The following is a 1,850-nucleotide window of genomic DNA, read 5'->3' on the forward strand; positions in this document are numbered from 1 at the left end:
CTGCAGAACCGCGGGATCAAGGACACCACGGACCAGCAGGTCTGGGCGTTCCTTGGTGACGGGGAAATGGACGAGCCCGAGTCCCGTGGCCTGCTCCAGCTCGCCGCGAACGAGAACCTGGACAACCTGAACTTCGTGATCAACTGCAACCTCCAGCGCCTGGACGGGCCGGTGCGCGGCAACGGCAAGATCATGCAGGAACTCGAAGCGTTCTTCCGCGGTGCGGGCTGGAACGTGATCAAGGTCGTCTGGGGCCGGGAATGGGATTCCCTGCTCGAAAACGACGCCGACGGGGCGTTGGTGAAAATCATGAACGAAACCCCCGATGGTGACTACCAGACCTACAAGGCCGAGTCCGGCGGGTTCGTCCGGGAACACTTCTTCGGCAAGTCCCCGCAGACCAAGGACATGGTCGCGGACCTGAACGACGAGCAGATCTGGGGCCTCAAGCGCGGCGGTCACGACTACCGCAAGGTCTACGCCGCATACAAGGCAGCGACCGAGTTCAAGGGCAAACCCACCGTGATCCTGGCCAAAACCGTCAAGGGCTACGGCCTGGGCCCGCACTTCGAGGGCCGCAACGCGACCCACCAAATGAAGAAGCTCACCATGGAAGACCTCAAAGCCTTCCGTGACCACCTGCGCATCCCCATCACCGACGAACAGCTCGACGCCGACCTCTACCGGCCCCCGTACTACCACCCCGGCATGGACGCCCCGGAAATCAAATACCTCATGGAACGCCGCGCCGAACTTGGCGGGTTCGTGCCCGAACGACGCCGCACCCACACCCCCGTGACCCTGCCCGAGGCCAAATCCTACGAGGTCGCCAAACGCGGGTCCGGGAAACAACAAGCCGCGACCACCATGGCCTTCGTCCGGCTCCTCAAAGACCTCATGCGGGACAAGAACTTCGGCGCCCGGTTCGTGCCCGTCGTCCCGGACGAATCCCGCACCTTCGGGATGGACGCGTTCTTCCCGACCGCGAAAATCTACAACCCCAAAGGCCAGAACTACCTCTCCGTGGACCGCGACCTCGTCCTGGCCTACAAAGAATCACCCGCAGGCCAACTGATCCACCCCGGCATCAACGAAGCCGGCGCCGTCGCAGCCTTCACCGCCGCCGGCACCGCCTACGCCACCCACGGCGAACCCCTGGTCCCGATCTACGTGTTCTACTCCATGTTCGGCTTCCAACGCACCGGAGACTCCTTCTGGGCCGCCGCGGACCAAATGACCCGCGGCTTCATCATCGGCGCCACCGCAGGACGAACCACCCTCACCGGCGAAGGACTCCAACACGCCGACGGGCACTCCCCCATCCTGGCCTCCACCAACCCCGCCGTCCGCACCTACGACCCCGCCTACGGCTACGAAATCGGCCACATCATCCGCCACGGCCTCGAACAAATGTACGGCGAGACCAGTGATGATAAGAACGTGATGTACTACCTCACCGTCTACAACGAGCCCATCACCCAACCCGCCGAACCCGACAACCTCGACATCAACGGACTCCTCAAAGGCATCTACCACCTCGCCGACGCCCCCGAGGCCACCACCGGAAACGGAAACCGCCCCACCGCGAACATCCTCGCCTCCGGCGTGTCCGTGCCCTGGGCCCTCGAAGCCCAAAAAATCCTCAACGACGACTGGGGAGTCGCCGCCACCGTCTGGTCCGTGACCTCCTGGAACGAACTCCGACGCGACGGACTCGACGCCGAAGAACACGCCTTCCTCAACCCCGGCCAACCCGCCCGCACCCCGTTCATCACCGAACAACTCGCCGGCACCACCGGACCGGTCATCGCCGTGTCCGACTACATGAAAGCCGTCCCCGACCAAATCCG

1 protein-coding gene is annotated in these 1,850 nt (G+C 64.0%); it reads left to right on the forward strand.

Features of this window, described 5'->3' with window-relative positions; genetic code table 11:
* A partial coding sequence (gene aceE / locus ACR30Z_RS22555; protein ID WP_434374674.1) for a pyruvate dehydrogenase (acetyl-transferring), homodimeric type occupies positions 1-1,850 on the forward strand: 1,850 nt, incomplete at both ends.

The sequence above is a fragment of the Paenarthrobacter sp. FR1 genome, assembly GCF_051106045.1.
Lineage (GTDB): Bacteria > Actinomycetota > Actinomycetes > Actinomycetales > Micrococcaceae > Arthrobacter > Arthrobacter nitroguajacolicus_A.